This window comes from Vibrio sp. J383, assembly GCF_023503985.1.
GTDB classification, from domain to species: Bacteria; Pseudomonadota; Gammaproteobacteria; order Enterobacterales; family Vibrionaceae; genus Vibrio; species Vibrio splendidus.
In genome coordinates this window covers 865,021-881,558 of record NZ_CP097293.1, presented here as the reverse complement: position 1 = coordinate 881,558, position 16,538 = coordinate 865,021, and the positions used below count along the sequence as shown (strand labels likewise).

At 45.0% G+C, this 16,538-nt stretch carries 14 protein-coding genes; 8 read left to right on the top strand and 6 right to left on the bottom strand.

The features are described from left to right. The first annotated feature begins 68 nt into the window (after positions 1-68). The 3 genes from ettA (at position 69) to M4S28_RS03950 (ending at position 3,254) form a co-directional block, all read left to right on the top strand. Positions 69-1,736 (top strand): energy-dependent translational throttle protein EttA, encoded by a 1,668-nt coding sequence (gene ettA / locus M4S28_RS03960; protein WP_004735040.1) that lies wholly within the window; start codon positions 69-71, stop codon positions 1,734-1,736. 90 nt (positions 1,737-1,826) lie between these two features. Then, the gene (locus tag M4S28_RS03955; RefSeq protein ID WP_004735041.1) at positions 1,827-2,195 is read left to right on the top strand and encodes a PilZ domain-containing protein; all 369 of its coding nucleotides are present in this window, start codon (positions 1,827-1,829) and stop codon (positions 2,193-2,195) included. Between the two features lie 48 nt (positions 2,196-2,243). Then, positions 2,244-3,254 (top strand): M23 family metallopeptidase, encoded by a 1,011-nt coding sequence (locus M4S28_RS03950; RefSeq protein WP_017091345.1) that lies wholly within the window; start codon positions 2,244-2,246, stop codon positions 3,252-3,254. 164 nt (positions 3,255-3,418) lie between these two features. Here the strand turns inward: M4S28_RS03950 and tyrA are convergent, their stop codons facing one another. The 4 genes from tyrA to M4S28_RS03930 form a co-directional block, all read right to left on the bottom strand. After that, positions 3,419-4,546, bottom strand: coding sequence for a bifunctional chorismate mutase/prephenate dehydrogenase (gene tyrA / locus M4S28_RS03945; protein ID WP_017084805.1), 1,128 nt, complete (start codon positions 4,544-4,546; stop codon positions 3,419-3,421). 117 nt (positions 4,547-4,663) lie between these two features. After that, the gene (locus M4S28_RS03940; RefSeq protein ID WP_004735044.1) at positions 4,664-5,737 is read right to left on the bottom strand and encodes a 3-deoxy-7-phosphoheptulonate synthase; all 1,074 of its coding nucleotides are present in this window, start codon (positions 5,735-5,737) and stop codon (positions 4,664-4,666) included. Between the two features lie 246 nt (positions 5,738-5,983). Then, the gene (gene nagZ, locus M4S28_RS03935; RefSeq protein ID WP_004735045.1) at positions 5,984-6,973 is read right to left on the bottom strand and encodes a beta-N-acetylhexosaminidase; all 990 of its coding nucleotides are present in this window, start codon (positions 6,971-6,973) and stop codon (positions 5,984-5,986) included. 11 nt (positions 6,974-6,984) lie between these two features. Continuing rightward, positions 6,985-7,833, bottom strand: a complete 849-nt coding sequence (locus M4S28_RS03930; RefSeq protein ID WP_249632340.1) for a MurR/RpiR family transcriptional regulator — start codon at positions 7,831-7,833, stop codon at positions 6,985-6,987. 247 nt (positions 7,834-8,080) lie between these two features. Here M4S28_RS03930 and M4S28_RS03925 point away from each other — a divergent pair, with 247 nt between their 5' ends. The 4 genes from M4S28_RS03925 to murQ all read left to right on the top strand — a co-directional run bounded on the left by M4S28_RS03925 (position 8,081) and on the right by murQ (position 12,688). After that, on the top strand, positions 8,081-9,673 hold the full coding sequence (locus M4S28_RS03925) for a sodium:solute symporter (protein ID WP_249632339.1): 1,593 nt from the start codon (positions 8,081-8,083) through the stop codon (positions 9,671-9,673). Between the two features lie 3 nt (positions 9,674-9,676). Then, positions 9,677-10,558, top strand: a complete 882-nt coding sequence (locus M4S28_RS03920) for a glucosamine kinase nucleotide-binding domain-containing protein (RefSeq protein ID WP_249632338.1) — start codon at positions 9,677-9,679, stop codon at positions 10,556-10,558. Further along, complete coding sequence (locus M4S28_RS03915) at positions 10,558-11,670, top strand: anhydro-N-acetylmuramic acid kinase (RefSeq protein ID WP_249632337.1); 1,113 nt, start codon at positions 10,558-10,560, stop codon at positions 11,668-11,670. The genes M4S28_RS03920 and M4S28_RS03915 overlap by 1 nt, the downstream gene beginning before the upstream one ends. 97 nt (positions 11,671-11,767) lie before the next feature. Then, positions 11,768-12,688 (top strand): N-acetylmuramic acid 6-phosphate etherase, encoded by a 921-nt coding sequence (gene murQ / locus M4S28_RS03910; protein ID WP_017077730.1) that lies wholly within the window; start codon positions 11,768-11,770, stop codon positions 12,686-12,688. Positions 12,689-12,783: 95 nt separating this feature from the next. On the opposite strand, the gene M4S28_RS03905 is transcribed toward murQ, so the two are convergent. Continuing rightward, the gene (locus tag M4S28_RS03905; RefSeq protein ID WP_017091341.1) at positions 12,784-13,134 is read right to left on the bottom strand and encodes a DUF2799 domain-containing protein; all 351 of its coding nucleotides are present in this window, start codon (positions 13,132-13,134) and stop codon (positions 12,784-12,786) included. Positions 13,135-13,386: 252 nt separating this feature from the next. Between M4S28_RS03905 and M4S28_RS03900 the strand changes: the two genes are divergently transcribed. Next, positions 13,387-14,877, top strand: a complete 1,491-nt coding sequence (locus M4S28_RS03900; RefSeq protein ID WP_017077728.1) for a carbon starvation CstA family protein — start codon at positions 13,387-13,389, stop codon at positions 14,875-14,877. Positions 14,878-15,029: 152 nt separating this feature from the next. On the opposite strand, the gene M4S28_RS03895 is transcribed toward M4S28_RS03900, so the two are convergent. After that, the gene (locus tag M4S28_RS03895) at positions 15,030-16,352 is read right to left on the bottom strand and encodes an IS4-like element ISVbsp1 family transposase (protein WP_009845967.1); all 1,323 of its coding nucleotides are present in this window, start codon (positions 16,350-16,352) and stop codon (positions 15,030-15,032) included. Positions 16,353-16,538 lie beyond the last annotated feature (186 nt).

Genomic DNA, 16,538 nt, shown 5'->3' with positions numbered 1-16,538 from the left:
TAACATCTTTGGGGATATTGGTATAAAATAGACGACAATTTTGAACAATAAATTAGGATCGATCGGCAATGGCTGAATACGTATATACCATGTCTCGGGTGAGCAAAACTGTTCCACCTAAGCGTCAAATTCTTAAAGACATTTCTCTTAGCTTTTTTCCTGGCGCTAAAATCGGTGTTTTGGGTCTAAATGGTTCAGGTAAATCTACCCTACTACGTATCATGGCTGGTATTGATACTGATATTGATGGTGAAGCTCGTGCACAACAAGGTCTTAAAGTCGGTTACCTACCGCAAGAGCCTGTACTAGACGAATCAAAAACAGTGCGTGAAATCGTAGAAGAAGCGGTTTCTGATGTTGCAGACGCACTTAAGCGTATCGATGCAGTATATGCAGCTTACGCTGAACCAGATGCAGATTTTGACGCTCTTGCTAAAGAACAAGGCGAGCTTGAAGCTCTGATCCAAGCGAAAGACGGCCACAACCTAGAGACAGCTCTAGAGCGCGCAGCTGACGCACTTCGTCTTCCTGAGTGGGATGCGAAAATCGAACTCCTATCCGGTGGTGAACGTCGTCGTGTTGCGATCTGTCGTCTACTTCTAGAGAAGCCAGACATGCTGCTTCTTGATGAACCAACTAACCACTTGGATGCAGAATCAGTCGCTTGGCTTGAGCACTTCCTTGTTGATTACAGCGGTACTGTTGTGGCAATTACCCACGACCGTTACTTCCTAGACAACGCTGCTGGTTGGATTCTTGAGCTTGACCGTGGTGAAGGTATTCCATGGGAAGGTAACTACACATCTTGGCTAGAGCAGAAAGATGAGCGTCTGAAGCAAGAGAAATCAGGCGAAAGCGCACGTCAAAAGACTATTGAGAAAGAACTTGAGTGGGTTCGTCAGAATCCTAAAGGCCGTCAGGCGAAGTCTAAAGCTCGTATGGCTCGTTTTGAAGAACTCACAACTGGCCAATACCAGAAGCGTAACGAAACCAACGAACTGTTCATCCCGCCAGGTGAGCGTTTAGGTGACAAGGTACTTGAAGTTAAGAACCTAACGAAGTCATTTGGTGATCGCGTTCTTATCGATGACCTATCATTCAGCATGCCTAAAGGCGCTATTGTGGGTATCGTAGGTGCCAACGGTGCAGGTAAATCAACACTATTCAAGATGCTAAGCGGCGCAGAACAGCCAGATTCAGGTTCAGTTGAATTAGGCGAAACGGTTAAGCTTGCTTCTGTTGATCAGTTCCGTGACAGCATGGACGACACCAAAACAGTATTCCAAGAGATCTCTGAAGGCGCTGATATCATTAAGATCAACAACTTCGAAATCCCTGCACGTGCTTACTGTTCTCGTTTCAACTTCAAAGGCAACGACCAACAGAAAATCATCGGTCAGCTTTCTGGTGGTGAACGTAACCGTGTTCACCTTGCGAAACTGCTGAAAGCGGGCGGCAACGTACTGCTACTCGATGAACCAACCAATGACCTTGATGTCGAAACTCTACGTGCACTTGAAGAAGCGCTGCTTGAGTTCCCTGGCTGTGCAATGGTTATCTCGCATGACCGTTGGTTCCTTGACCGTATTGCGACCCATATCTTAGACTACCGTGATGAAGGTCAAGTTAACTTCTACGAAGGTAACTATACTGAATACACAGAGTGGCTGAAAAAGACTCTGGGCGCACAAGCGGCTGAACCGCACCGTATCAAGTACAAGCGTATTGCTAAGTAAATTAGCTTGTATTTTGAACAAAGGCCGCGATAATAGCGGCCTTTGATATATCTGGCTTACTATTTACCTATTGATATAGAGAAATTACCTATGCTTGAAAGACGTCAATTTTCACGAGTTATTTATCAAGTCCCGACTGAGATCTCACAAGGACAAGTAAATGTATCAGGCTCGGTGCAAGACTTATCTCTTCATGGTTTACTCATTCAGTGTGATAAATGGCAGCAACTCAGCCACGATGCTCCTGTTCAAGTCAGCTTTAAGCTCACCAACAGTGATATCAATATTCAGTTAGAAGCAACGATAGTCTCTACCATCAATACCTCAATGCGTTTACGCATAGAGCATTTAGATATTGATAGTATTAGCCACCTTAAGCGCCTTGTTGAGCTTAATGTCGGCGACGATGAACTGCTTTACAGAGAGATTGAACACCTTACCGATTTGGGTAAGGAATAATATCTCCATTACCTTTTTCTATTAGAAGCATTTAGTTAATACAGAACCATGTCTAAAAAAATTTCCATTACTATTCCCTCTAACCAAGGGGAACAGACGTTTTACTTCGGCCGAAAAGCCGTGCTCATGTGCACCACTGCCATTTTTTCAGTGCCACTGTTAATTGGCGGAGCTGCATACATGCACTTCGAAGGTAAACAAGAGCTCGCGATGCAAGCAGGCGATGCACAACAGTTGATTGAAACGCTGATTGTTGAAAAAGAGCAAACCGAGTTTCTTTACGCTGAGCAGGTAGAAACCAACCATTCGCTATCGCAAACACTGACAGAAAAAGAAGGCACCATTCAACTGCTTGGTAAGCGTGTATTCGATGTTGAATCCGTGCTGGGTCTTGCTGATGAAGAACTGCTTACCGATGATGTCTCTTTAGAAGATCGCATTGATGCGGCTGCGGTAGATTCAGCAGTAAGAGCCACGATGTTTCGCTTGATTCCAAACGACAGTCCTATGGCTTATCAACGTATATCTTCTTCTTATGGTAGCCGCACTAACCCTATTTCAGGTAAACGCCATGTACACACTGGTATCGACCTGACGTGTAAGCGTGGTGAAGATATTGTAGCGCCCGCAGATGGAGTCATTGAAACGGTACGCCCAAGTAAAAAAGGCTTCGGTAACTTTATTACTATGCGTCACTCGTTCGGCTTCATGAGTTCTTACGCGCACCTACAAAAATTCAAAGTTCGCAGCGGTCAGTTTGTGAGTAAAGGTGATGTGATTGCGAGTTGTGGTAACTCAGGTAACTCAACCGGGCCACACTTGCATTATGAAGTACGCTTCCTTGGTCGTTCACTGAACCCTCAATACTTGATGGATTGGACACCGGAGAACTTCAACTACGTGTTCGAGAAAGAGAAAAAGGTTAAGTGGGGTCCACTGGTTCAACTGATTGATAATGTGGTTCGCTTGCAAATCAACCTGACGAATGTGCCTTACATTAGCTCGACCATCGACACCGTATCGAGTGAAGAGAGTAAAAAACCTATCACGACTAACTAGTTATTAGCTGTTGGTTATTAGCTATTGATTATTAGGGCCAGTTGGTTTGGCCTATGATGATCTAACTGCTTTTAGCCTACTGTAAGCCAAATGCTTTCATAGCGTTCAGCACAAACAAAAAGAGCGACCATCAGGTCGCTCTTTTTTATGATTTCAAATCGTAATTAGCCACGATGAATCGAGTCATGCGCTTGCTTTAAAAGATTTTGGCTCTCTTGCAAGAACTGCTGCGAGTAGTCGCCAAACCAATCACTGACTTGATTAAAGCTATCAACGAATTTGGCTTTATCTTTCCCATCCAAAATTTCTAATGCTTCACCGAAACGACTATGGAAACGTCGAATCATCTCAATGTTCTCATCTGAAGAAAGAATGATATCACCGTACAAGTTCGGGTCTTGAGCGAACAGACGACCAACCATCGCAATCTCAAGTCGGTAGATTGGCGAGCTTAGCTTCAGAAGCTGATCAATGTTCGGGTTCTCTTTACTTAGGTGCAAGCCGTAAGCAAAAGAGGTGAAGTGGCGTAGTGCTTGAATCAGAGTCATGCCATGGTCGTGTTCAGCAGCATCCATCTGGCAAAGGCTCGCGCCCCAAATACCAAATTGATTCAGTAACCATTGGTAGCTTTCAGAGCCACGCCCATCACTGTAAACAATCACTTGTTTCGCAAGGCTTGGAACATCAGGACCAAACATTGGGTGTAACCCAACCACTGGGCCTTGGTGCATGTTCATCATTGCTTGTAGAGGCTTTGATTTAATCGACGTCAAATCACAAAGAATACAATCGCTTGGTAGATTACCCAGCTTCGCAATCACACCTTCTGTCAGGTGAATTGGAACCGTTACAACTACAAGGCCAGCATTATCTAAAATCTCGTCGGCTCTATCCCAATCTTGGCTGCCAAGGATTTTAACTTCGTAACCAGAAAGCTTGAACATACGTCCAAACAGACCACCAAGCTGGCCATTACCACCAACGATAACCACTGAACGCAACTCTGGGTTAAGGCACTTAAAACCAGAATCTTTCTCACTGGCATAAGACTCACGCATAGTACGACGCAAAATATCTTCGATTAACTGTGGCGGAACCCCTATTTTCTCGGCTTCTTGACGACGAGATGCCAACATCGCGGCTTCGCGCTCTGGTACATAAATAGGTAAACCATGTTCACTTTTTACTTCTCCGACTTTCTCTACTAGAGCCAGTCGTTGAGCGAGTAAATCCAACATTTGTTTATCGACAGCATCGATTTGGTCGCGTAATTCGTTCAGTTCAACGGCCATTTTATTCCTTACTAATCTATAAGCCCGTACTAATCTATAAGCCTGCACTGATGCAGGTTCGTTAGCAACAGATCTGAAAATGCCCCATTAGATGAGGCACTTAAATTTAAACTCTGACTAACCTTTCAAGCGGTTCTCTAAGAACGGGACTAATTCCGTATGTGCATGTTTCAATAGTGCCTCAGTTGAATCCCAATTGATACACGCGTCGGTAATAGATACACCGTATTTCATCTCATTGAGAGGTATATCTGAAGATTGGTTTCCTTCGTTAATATGGCTCTCAATCATCAGGCCGATAATCGACTTATTACCTTCACGAATCTGATGGATGACATCTTCAGCCACCAGCGGTTGGCGACGGAAATCTTTACGAGAGTTCGCATGGCTACAGTCAACCATTAGTGCCGCCTCTAAGCCAGACTTACCCAGCTCTTGCTCACATTCGTGTACAGATACTGAATCGTAGTTCGTCTGCTTACCGCCACGTAAAATTACGTGACCATTTGGGTTACCTTGCGTCGTTAATAGTGCAACTTGACCCTCACGGCTGATACCCATGAAACGGTGGCTAGAAGAAGCCGCCTGCATTGCATTGATTGCAGTACCTAGATTGCCGTCTGTACCATTCTTAAAGCCGATTGGCATTGAAAGGCCACTCGCCATTTCACGGTGGGTTTGTGATTCAGTAGTACGTGCGCCAATCGCAGCCCAGCTGAATGTATCTGCTAAGTATTGTGGGCTGATTGGGTCTAGCGCTTCGGTCGCTAGTGGGATTTCCATCTCAGCTAACTCAACTAAAAGCTCACGACCAACATGCAGACCATGCTCAATATCGAACGTACCATCTAGATGTGGGTCATTGATCAAGCCTTTCCAACCAACAGTGGTACGAGGCTTCTCAAAGTAAACACGCATTACAATATACAGTTGGTCGCTAAGCTGCTCAGATAAATCTTTTAAGCGTTTCGCGTACTCTTTCGCAGCTTCAATATCATGGATAGAACATGGGCCACATACTACAAGCATGCGATGATCTTTCTTATGAATGATATTTGCTATAGTTTCACGAGACTCTTGAATGAAACGACGAGCATTATCACTCAAAGGCAGTTTTGCTTTTAACTCCTCTGGAGTAATCAGTACCTGTTCGTCGATGATATTGACATTGCTTAATTCACTTTTCTGCATAACTCAACCTGTATATTTATTTTTACACCCAACATTTACATTTGGGCTAGCAATCTTTAAAAACACAATAACAGCTACAAAAACGATTGCAAGTGTAAACAATGAAAAACATTTACTGTAAATTAAAATTTACACACTCTCTTTAATTCACTCTGATACACAAACCAGTTTAAACCGCGCCCCACACATACAAAAAAGGCGATATTTCTCATATCGCCTTCTTCAAACTTATAGAGTGTTTATTTATCACCCAGCGTTTAACATTCGCTTAATTTGCTCTGAGGCCTTTTTCCATCGACTATCCGAGTGAAGCGTCGATAAATCAAAGCTGTGCTTTTTAAGCAATGAGTTGGCTAAAGGCACCTCTTGAATCGCTAAGTGATCAAGAGCCTCAATTTGTGCATCTCGCTTATTACACATCAACACCATGTCACACCCCGCATTCAGAGCAGCCTTCGCTCTATCGGCTGGCCCACCCATAATCGCAGCACCTTCCATAGTTAGGTCATCAGAGAACACCAAGCCTTTAAATCCAAGCTGTTGCTTCAATACTTTCTGCAACCAATACTCAGAGCCACTCGCTGGCTGATCATCATAGTGCGAAAAAACCACGTGCGCAGGCATCATCGCATCTAATATTCCAGCTTCAATTTGAGCCTTGAAGATGGCCATGTCGGTTTCAAATATGTCGTCTCTAGGATCGTAAGGCGTTTCTAAGTGAGAGTCAGCAATCACGCCACCATGTCCAGGAAAGTGCTTCCCTGTTGTCGCCATGCCAACCGATTTCATGCCTTTAATAAAAGCACTGCTGTGGCGAACGATGGTATCAATATCTTCACCAAACGCTCGGCTACCAATCGCTTTACAGTCGTGACCTTTATCTAATACAGGCGCAAAGCTCAGATCGATATCATGGGCAATCAATTCCGCTGCCATCAACCAACCGGCTTGTTCTGCTAACTGCTCACCATTATTCTTAGTCGCGAATTCTTGAGCGGCAGGGATAATTGAAAATCCATCGCGGAAGCGCTGCACTCGGCCACCTTCTTGGTCAACACCAATCAAAATAGGACGTTTCGCTACCTTGCGGATCTCTTTGTTTAACGCCGAAAGCTGTTTGCTATCGTGGTAGTTTCTAGCAAATAAGATGAGACCACCAACGGTTGGATGCTCTAAAATTTCTCTGTCTTCAGCTGTTAGCTCATAGCCCGCAACATCTACCCACAACGGTCCCATACAATATCCTTCTATTGCTTAAATTCTGCTACTGCAGATTTGCTTTGTTCAATTAATTGGTCTGCTTGCTCTTCCTGCTGAGTTAACGCAATGAACAACAAGTCAGTAATAAAAAGTTGGCTATCACGAGCTGTGATAGATGAACTGCGAATATGATTTTCGTCGGCTGCTGATATCAACTTAATATCAGCGTATTTGTCTAAAGCAGAAGGCGATAACTGACTAATCACTATCACCTTGGCCTTTTTCGATCTGGCTAGCTGAGCAACCTTCACCACTTCTCTGGTGTTTCCAGAATAAGAAATCGCAATCAACACATCACTTTCAGAAAGAGAAGCGGCATTGGCAATTTGAATATGGGCGTCCTGCTCTGCATTGACAGCATGACCAATTTTCATCAGCTTATAAGCAAGGTCTTTCGCCACCAAAGATGAAGCACCTACGCCTGAGATCTGCACCTTACGCGCAAGATGCAAAACATCTGCGGCATGGTTTAGCTGCTCACCTTCGTTTAATAACACAGTGCGCTCAAGCGATTGTGTTTTGCTTGCAAGAAGTTTGTCCATCACTATGTCGGGCGGATCTTTACGCGTGATCGTGCCATGTATGCCACGTTGAGATACCGGCTGATAAGTCATGTCGCTTTGGTAGAGTTTGACCTTCATTTCTGAAAACCCTTTATAACCAAGCTTCTGACTAAACTTCACTATCGTTGACTGACTCACCCCGGCCGCTTTGGCCAACTCGGGCGAAGATAGTTGCTTCAACTGTTGTGGGTGATCAAGAACATATCGCGCCACCAGCGCATCAGATGGAGACAACTTGGGTAACAGCGCTTTTACTTTCGCAATGCCTTTCACTAAATGCCCTTCCCCTTACCTCTACCAGTTCTTCGTTATCATAACGAGTTTTGTATTTTCATTGGAATAATTATTCCTTCGAATCCTCCCATATGGAATAGCTAACACAGCCTTCTGGGAGCATGGTCAAAGAAAATCATTGGTCACTATTCCACCAAGGAATAGATTTTGAAACTCATTATTCAAACTGACATTCTGAAAAAATAATTATAAGTACCCTCTACCCTATTCATGCTACGGAGCTGCTATGAATTCACTATTTACCTCACTGGACTGGGCCGTATTTGCGATATATTTCGCCATCATTGCTTTTACAGGTTGGCACTTCAGCCGAACAAAAATAACGAGCACTAAAGACTATTTCTTAGGTGGTAATTCGATGCCAATGTGGGTCGTGGCTATCTCGGTGCTCGCGACATCACAATCTGCAGCGACGTTCTTAGGCGGGCCAGAATCTAGCTACCGTGGTGACTTAACCTACTTAGCAACCAACATTGGCGGTATTATTGGTGCCATCTTCGTTGCCTTGGTACTTATCCCTCGCTTCTACCAAAACAAAGTATCAACCGTTTATGAACTACTGAAAGTGCGCTTTGGCGAGAAAACCAAACAGCGTGCAGGCGTGATGTATTTAGTCGGCCGAGTGTTCGCTTCAGGTGCCCGCCTCTACATGGCAGCGATTGCAGTCTCGATGATTCTGTTTACCAATATTGACCCTAGCAGCGTGGTGACTTCGGTTGTCATTTTAGTAGCCATCGGCCTTGCTTATACTTACATGGGTGGCATTCGTTCGGTTATCTGGAGTGACCTAATTCAACTTGTGGTTTATGTCGGCGCAGCCATTGCTGTAATCATCTATTTACTGAGGCAAATTCCAGCCGACTTCAGCCAAATAGCTCAAGTACTAGCAAACCCTGGCGAAGGCCAATCTTCTAAGCTGACCTTACTCGATTTCACTCTCGACTTTAGCCCTGCTGGCACCTTTAGTTTCTGGGCATGTATCACTGGTTTTGTCCTGTTGAACATTGGTGCATTTGGTCTTGATCAAGACATGACTCAACGTGTGTTGACGTGTAAAGATGCCAAACAAGGTTCAAAGGCGATGATCAACTCAATCATTTTTTCGATTCCAGTTGTACTCGTATTCATGTCTATTGGCCTACTCTTGTATGTCTTCTACCAAAAACCTGAGCTAATGGGTGTGGAAGGCAAAGAAGTCGTGCAAAACTTTAATGGCGAAAACGTAACGATCTTCATGTACTACGTGCTAAATGAAATGCCAGCAGGTCTTCGAGGCTTAGTGACTGTTGGGGTCGTTGCAGCAGCGCTTTCAACGTTAAACTCGGGCTTAAACTCTATGTCTTCGGTTGCGGTGCAAGATATTTACAAGCCTTGGTTAGAAGCACGAGAAGGAGAGCAAGATGACTTCCATTACGTGAAAGCTGGACGCGTTGGTATGGCTGTAGCAGCAGTCGCTCTGGGTAGCATGGGCATCTTGTGTTACTACTGGCAGCAATACACCGACATGCCATTGTTATCATTTGCACTGAGTGTGATGGTGTTTGCTTACACTGGTTTACTGGGCGTGTACTTCACTGCAATCTTTACTGAACGTGGCAACGAAACCTCGGTTGCTCTAGCCCTTATCGCCGGTTTCTTCACGACATTGCTGATGCAGGCTTACGTGTGGGATAGCGTGATGGGCGTGATTAACGCTGACTGGGTTGGTGTTCGATTGGCTTTCCCTTATCAATTATGTATTGGTACCTTGGTCTCGTTGGTTGTCTGTCTAGCAGGTAAAAAACAGACTCAAGAAGTCAACAAGCTACAAACGGTCTAGTGGATGATTACACACACTTTGGCAGTCGATGGCGGCGGTACAAAAACCGCCGTCAGGCTTAAGAAAATAGAGCCCACATCAACACTGATTGAGGAGTTCATTTTACCGGCGACTTCATTGACCCTATACGGTGAAGCTGCGGTGACTCAACTCACTCATTATATTGATGAAATTCTAGCGACAAACCAGATAATACCGAAACAATGTTATATTGTGTTGGGTGTTGCGGGAGCGGGTAATACGCAGTTAAAGTCCAAGTTAAAGTCCGCTTTAGCGCATTGTCCTCACCTGTACATCACAACCGATGCGGAAGCATCAGTATTTGGCGCCAATGCCGGACAAGGCGTCAATTGTATCGCCGTAGGGACGGGGGCAGTTGCCATTCAATTGAACTCCCTACATGAGACCCTGCAATTTGGCGGATGGGGATTTCCAATTGGTGACCAAGGCGGTGGCGCTTGGCTTGGCTTTCGAGCGGTTCAACAGACCCTCACCGAGTTCGACAGTCAGGGGTCATCCCTGACTCGCGATTTAGTCATGAAGAAAACCGGTAGCGAACGTAGCCAAATATTAGAATGGATTAGCCAAGCGAACGCGACTGACTATGCTCAATTTGCAAGAGCTATGGTCGACATTGAATCACAATGTTCAACGGCAAAAGCGATTATAGAACAAGGTACAACTCAAATAGAGCAGCTCTCTCAGGCTTGTTCTAGTAACAACACGCTACCTATTATGTTCTTGGGTAGCTTAGGACAGTTCTATCGTGAGCGTCTCTCACCAGCGATTCAAGGTCGTAGTTTACATGTTCAAGGGAACGCTCTGGATGGCGCAGAAGTATTGGCTAACCAGAAGATTAATCAGCTCAACTTAGGAGACTCGTAATGAAGTCAGAGTTATACATTGGTGTGATGTCGGGAACGAGTATGGACGGCGTTGATACGGCCTTAGTTTCGATAGAAGACACTGGTATCACATTACTCGCTCATGATGAGTTCCCTATGCCAGATGATCTAAAAGCCCGTCTGCTTGAAGTTTGTATTGGTCAGAAAACGGATCTAATTGCCATTGGTGAACTCGACCACCAGCTTGGTCATCTATTTGCTGATGCGGTTCTGCAACTTCTCGACAAATCAGGTACACCTGCATCCTCTGTGACTGCGATAGGTAATCATGGCCAAACGGTATTCCACCAACCAACGGGTGATTCACCATTTACCATGCAGTTGGGTGATGCCAATATCATTGCCGCTAAAACACAGATTCAAACAGTCGCTGATTTCCGACGTAAAGACATGGCGCTTGGCGGGCAAGGTGCACCGTTAGTACCGGCTTTCCACCACACTATTTTTCACCCGAAAGACAGCTCGGTTGTGGTGTTGAATATTGGTGGTATCTCGAATATTTCAGTACTGCGCCCGAATCAGCCTACGCTTGGTTATGATACAGGCCCCGGCAATATGTTGATGGACGCTTGGGTAGATAAACACACGAGTGAGAAGTTTGACCGTGATGCGCAATTCGCTCTAAAAGGCCAACTAAATCAAGCTTTACTCGAACAGCTTCTAAATGAATCTTATCTATCTCAACTGCCACCGAAAAGCACTGGTAGAGAGCTGTTTAATCTACCGTGGCTAGAACAACAACTTACAGAATTTAAAGACCTTGCAGCGGAAGATGTTCAGCACACACTTTGTGAATACACCGCATTGACGATAGCCAATGAAGTAGAGGCTTATCGCTTGGGTAACCAACCTGCGCTGTACGTATGTGGTGGCGGGACGAGAAACCCATTGTTGATGAAAAGGTTGGCAGAACTGCTTCCGAGTTGGGACGTTGATTCAACGACCAGTAAAGGCGTTGATGCCGATTATATGGAAGCGATGGCCTTTGCATGGCTTGCTCAACGTCATGTTCATCAACTGCCAAGCAATTTACCAGAAGTGACTGGCGCGAGCAGAGTGGCCTCTCTAGGCGTTCTATATCGTGCCGATTAACTTGATAGCCGTGCTGACTTATTAACAATACTGACTTCGCGATGCTGTCTAAACAATTTTAGAACCATCATTTTGGAATTATCATTTAAGGATCATTATGAGTAACGACGCTCTCATATCAGCGCTCTCGCACCTCGTTTCGGAGGGGAGAAACCCTGACACTATGGATATTGATCTGCTCACCTCTCTCGAAGTGGTTGAAAAGATTAACCAACAAGATAAACAAGTGCCTTTAGCGATCGAAGCGGAACTGCCACAGATCGCGAAAGCGGTTGATAAGATCGCTCATGCCTTTCAAAACGGTGGCCGACTGATTTATATGGGTGCAGGTACCAGTGGTCGATTAGGTGTGTTAGATGCCTCAGAATGCCCACCGACTTTTGGCGTTTCAGACAAGATGGTTATCGGTCTCATTGCTGGCGGACCCGAAGCTATTTTGAAAGCCAAAGAAGGCGCTGAAGACTCGCTGACTCTCGGTATTGAAGATCTGAATGCAATTCAGTTTTCAGAAAATGATGTCGTGGTAGGTATTGCAGCCAGTGGCCGCACACCTTACGTAATTGGAGCACTCAACTACGCTAATCAAATAGGAGCAGTAACGGTTGCGCTGTCTTGTAATCCTGGATCTCCGATTGCTGAGATTGCTCAAATCGCGATAAGCCCAGTGGTTGGCCCAGAAGCCTTAACCGGTTCCACACGCCTCAAATCAGGTACTGCGCAAAAATTGGTGCTCAACATGCTGACCACTGCCAGCATGATTCGTATTGGTAAGAGCTACCAGAACTTGATGGTCGACGTAAAAGCGACCAATGAAAAATTGGTTGCCCGCGCAGCTCGTATCGTAATCCAAGCAACGGAGTGTGACAAAGCCCTTGCAGTTTCGACACTTAAAACCACCGATTATGATGTGAAGCTATCTATTTTGATGATTCTAACAGGGCTAGATTTAGAACTGGCCAAGGCTCAACTTGATCAACAAAATGGCTTCTTGAGAAAAGCAGTCGAGAATAATCAGTAATCTAGATTCTGTTGTGAGCGTTACTCTCGCTACAAAAAAAAAGACCAGTACACATGCGGCACTGGTCTTTTTATTTTCTAATCGCTAATTTGAGCTTAGTAGTCGTTAGAAAACTCATCCCAGCCACGCTGCCATTCCATACGGAAACGTTGAGCGTCTTCCGTACCTGAACAAACGCCTTCATAAACCTGGCCAGATAAGCCAATTTGATAAGCATGGTTTGGATTGCAGTATTCAGCAACACCTAGATAGTATCCTTTGCTGTAGCTTGATTGGTCTACCGTTCCAAGCTTAGTCATCTCTTGGTAAGAACGTTGAGTGTTACCTTTGATACCGTCACGATAGCCAATCTCTTGCCAATTGCCTTCGGCCGCTAAATCTTGAACATTGGCGCTGCATCCTGCAAGGCTAAATGCCACGGCGAATAGTGCTATTATTTTTTTCATTTCAATCCTTTATATTGTTACTTCACCACTTCCTGACGAAGCGCTGCCTTTGTGGCGATTCTCCGCTGAACACGTACTGATGTCCACTCATTGTATGTTGTTGCCCTCTTAAGCAAGAGAACAAACCGCTCAATCAGTTATAACACCACTTAATTAGCTATTCGACCACTCACTCTGATAGCGGAAGTTTCTTCTCATACACTCCTTTAATATACACCCTGACTTAATTAATACATTCAGGGATAACAAATTATGATGTGGTTTCTTACCTGTGTTGCAGCACTCATTGGTGGCTACTTTATTTACGGTGCCTTTATCGAGAAGATTTTCGGTATCAATGAAAAGCGTCAAACACCCGCTCACACCAAGCAAGACGGCGTGGACTTCGTTCCAATGTCGACGCCAAAGGTTTACCTAGTTCAACTGCTTAACATTGCAGGTGTAGGTCCAATCTTCGGCCCTATCATGGGTGCCCTTTACGGCCCAGCAGCAATGCTTTGGATCGTGCTAGGTTGTATCTTCGCAGGTGCCGTACACGACTACTTCTCAGGTATGTTATCTATCCGCAATGGTGGTGCTTCGGTTCCAACTATCACTGGACGTTACCTAGGCAATGGCGCAAAACACTTTATGAACATCTTTGCCATTGTTCTACTGCTTCTTGTTGGTGTGGTATTCGTTTCTGCTCCAGCAGGCATGATCACTAACCTAGTGAACGACCAAACTGATTTCGTAATGTCGACGAGCACCATGGTTGTCATCATCTTTGCTTACTACATCATCGCAACGATTGTCCCTGTCGATAAAATCATTGGTCGCTTCTACCCACTGTTCGGTGCACTGCTTATCTTTATGTCTGTTGGCCTAATCACTGCGATTGGTCTATCTGACGAGCACCAAATCATGGGTGGCTTCGAGATGAAAGACATGTTCACCAACATGAACCCTAACGATCTACCGCTTTGGCCTGCTCTATTTATTACCATCGCTTGTGGTGCTATCTCTGGCTTCCACGCAACTCAGTCTCCACTAATGGCGCGTTGCATGGAAAACGAGAAAAATGGTCGCTTCGTATTCTACGGTGCAATGATTGGTGAAGGCATCATCGCTCTAATCTGGTGTGCGCTTGCTCTGTCATTCTTCGGTTCAGTTGAGTCTTTGTCTGACGCGATTGCAAACGGCGGCCCTGGTAACGTGGTATACAGCGCTTCATTTGGCCTACTGGGTGTATTTGGCGGTATCCTTGCTTTCCTTGGCGTGGTTATCCTACCTATCACTTCTGGTGATACAGCGTTCCGTTCAAGCCGTCTTATCCTTGCTGAATACTTCAACATGGAACAGAAGACACTGCGTAACCGCCTACTGATGGCTTTACCACTGTTCGTTATCGGTGGCATCCTGACTCAAGTAGACTTCGGCATCATCTGGCGCTACTTCGGTTTTGCTAACCAATCAACAGCAGTCATGATGCTATGGACAGCTTCGGCTTACCTACTTCGTCACAATAAACTGCACTGGGTAACAACGGTTCCAGCTGTGTTCATGACATCTGTATGTATCACATTCATCCTGAACAACAGCCAGCTGGGCTTCGGTCTACCAATGCAGCTTTCAACCATCATCGGCGTAGTGAGTGCATTCGGAATTGCGGCTTACGTTATCAAAATTTCAAAAGGCAAAGGCGATATCGACCTTGCTGATGAAGAAGAAAAAGAAGCAAAAGGCGTCACCAAAACCGCCTAGTTCTTTCAGACTCTTGATAACAAGAGACACGTCTTCATAGAGAGACAAAAGAACAAGCCAAACACACTTCGCTTGCTCCCGTAATCACCCAGTGATTCGTGGAAATTAAGACTAAAGCCCGTCCTCTGTGATTAATGCCGTTCGGATAAGCATTATTGCTTGAACCTGAACGGATATTTGGCTGGGACAAAGAGGACTGAACGTGGAAACGTTCGGTCCTTTCTTTTATCTGGAAGAATGAAGTGACTCAAACTGTCTCTCATCCTTTTCAGTTTTACAGGTAGAGTTCCGTCTGGACTTAAAGCTAACCAACGTAATTGCGCATCAATAAGGTTAATTGCGGCGGTAAAACTGACCCTAGTCGCTCGAACCCCGGCTTCTGAAGCTATCTTAACCATCTCTAATCGCACTAAGTTATAGGCAAGTAATACGCCCCAAAGCTCTTGCTTCACACCGGCAGAAAAACGACTTCGTAAAGTGACGTGACTTTGCAGTTGAGTCTGTTTAATTTCACCATAACCTTCTTCTATCTCCCAGCGTTGCCAATAAATACGCAGCAGGCTTTCTAGCGAGTATCTACTAGGGTCTGTAAGTGAAGTAATAAAACCTTTTATCTCACCTTTTGGCTCTTGATATAGGACTAATCTGGCTTCCCAACGTGCGGGTAAATTCGGATTCTGCCGTTGAGCTTGAGGAGAGATGGGCATTGAGATGAGCATGTCGTTCTCCGCATATTTCTCCAACACTTCATAGCGTAGCTTACGTTTTGCAGGCATTAACCAGTGAGCATTTTCCGCACTCTCTTGCCACGACAACAAAAGGTCTGCCGAGAAATAACAACGATCAAATAAGGTCAATGAATGTGCGGGGATATCATTGAATAGACGCTTAGCTAAGGTCGTTTCACCGACATGACAGCCATCAAAAGCCGCCCCCATAATCATTCGAGTTTCTGTTGACATCAAAGCGACTAAACGAAGTTGAGGGTAAGGTTTCAATTTTTTAGAGATGAACCCAAATTCTTCAGCGTTCTCTGGGGAATCTTGGCACCTAAATGTAGTTCCATCCACAGCAAGAACATTAAGCTCTAAGTCTTTATCTTGTTGAAGGATATCTCCATTCCAAGCCTTTACCGTTGTGTGAAACAAAGCCGCTAATGGACTCTCATCTAGACGTCGGCGTGAATCAGTTAGGACACTAGGTGCAACACGAGACCAGCTATCTTCAGGTTTAGGCTGAAGCGCAATGTCTAATGAACTGCATACCTCTTTGATAGACATGTTGCGTTGCAGCCCCATCCAAATAACTAACCAGACAGCTTGCTGAGCGGGAAGCCGACGTCGTCTTATGCTCGCTTTATTGGTTTCAAGAAGAGCTTGTTCTATCCACTCAATCTGAATGGCGTCGACGACAGATTCATAATTGTCGGCATCTTCAATGGTCTCGTGTGCCATTGCTAATTCTTGTTCAAGCATAAAAAATCCCCATCAACGTTGTTGATGGGGATTATCTGCTAACTGCAAGATCGTTCAAGTCTTCTTAAACGATCGGCATTAGTCCTCTGTGATGGGCTTTACTGTATCTCAGCATTGGTACATCAACATACATTTGTACATCAATATTGGTATCTCCGCCTGACAAGCAATCGCAACTCGATATAA

What these genes read in the sequence shown, in the direction of transcription:
- ettA (WP_004735040.1), top strand. Translation starts at nt 69, where the DNA reads ATGGCTGAATACGTATATACCATGTCTCGGGTGAGCAAAACTGTTCCA.
- M4S28_RS03955 (WP_004735041.1), top strand. Translation starts at nt 1,827, where the DNA reads ATGCTTGAAAGACGTCAATTTTCACGAGTTATTTATCAAGTCCCGACT.
- M4S28_RS03950 (WP_017091345.1), top strand. Translation starts at nt 2,244, where the DNA reads ATGTCTAAAAAAATTTCCATTACTATTCCCTCTAACCAAGGGGAACAG.
- tyrA (WP_017084805.1), bottom strand. Translation starts at nt 4,546, where the DNA reads ATGGCCGTTGAACTGAACGAATTACGCGACCAAATCGATGCTGTCGAT.
- M4S28_RS03940 (WP_004735044.1), bottom strand. Translation starts at nt 5,737, where the DNA reads ATGCAGAAAAGTGAATTAAGCAATGTCAATATCATCGACGAACAGGTA.
- nagZ (WP_004735045.1), bottom strand. Translation starts at nt 6,973, where the DNA reads ATGGGACCGTTGTGGGTAGATGTTGCGGGCTATGAGCTAACAGCTGAA.
- M4S28_RS03925 (WP_249632339.1), top strand. Translation starts at nt 8,081, where the DNA reads ATGAATTCACTATTTACCTCACTGGACTGGGCCGTATTTGCGATATAT.
- M4S28_RS03920 (WP_249632338.1), top strand. Translation starts at nt 9,677, where the DNA reads ATGATTACACACACTTTGGCAGTCGATGGCGGCGGTACAAAAACCGCC.
- M4S28_RS03915 (WP_249632337.1), top strand. Translation starts at nt 10,558, where the DNA reads ATGAAGTCAGAGTTATACATTGGTGTGATGTCGGGAACGAGTATGGAC.
- murQ (WP_017077730.1), top strand. Translation starts at nt 11,768, where the DNA reads ATGAGTAACGACGCTCTCATATCAGCGCTCTCGCACCTCGTTTCGGAG.
- M4S28_RS03905 (WP_017091341.1), bottom strand. Translation starts at nt 13,134, where the DNA reads ATGAAAAAAATAATAGCACTATTCGCCGTGGCATTTAGCCTTGCAGGA.
- M4S28_RS03900 (WP_017077728.1), top strand. Translation starts at nt 13,387, where the DNA reads ATGATGTGGTTTCTTACCTGTGTTGCAGCACTCATTGGTGGCTACTTT.
- M4S28_RS03895 (WP_009845967.1), bottom strand. Translation starts at nt 16,352, where the DNA reads ATGCTTGAACAAGAATTAGCAATGGCACACGAGACCATTGAAGATGCC.